Below are 415 nucleotides of genomic sequence, written 5' to 3'. Positions count from 1 at the left end.
CTAAACAAACAAGCGTCAACAAACAATATTTATAGTGACTTCAATTATGAAGATCACTAGCCAACGTTTTAAATTATGAGCTAAACTCATACTCTTTTTTGGAGAGTTTGATCCTGGCTCAGGACGAACGCTGGCGGCGTACCTAATACATGCAAGTCGAGCGGACAGATGGGAGCTTGCTCCCTGAAGTCAGCGGCGGACGGGTGAGTAACACGTGGGCAACCTGCCTGTAAGACTGGGATAACTTCGGGAAACCGGAGCTAATACCGGATAATCCTTTTCCTTTCATGAGGAAAAGCTGAAAGACGGTTTCGGCTGTCACTTACAGATGGGCCCGCGGCGCATTAGCTAGTTGGTGAGGTAACGGCTCACCAAGGCGACGATGCGTAGCCGACCTGAGAGGGTGATCGGCCAC

General features: G+C 49.6%; 1 rRNA gene. It reads left to right on the top strand.

Annotated elements, in window-relative coordinates:
* Positions 1-95: 95 nt before the first annotated feature.
* A 16S ribosomal RNA gene (locus tag HRJ06_RS22975) occupies positions 96-415 on the top strand; the annotation flags it as partial.

Source organism: Mesobacillus harenae, assembly GCF_013343715.1.
Lineage (GTDB): Bacteria > Bacillota > Bacilli > Bacillales > Cytobacillaceae > Mesobacillus_A > Mesobacillus_A harenae.
Note: the sequence above shows the minus strand (reverse complement) of the source record. Positions and strands in the feature narration are given on the sequence as shown.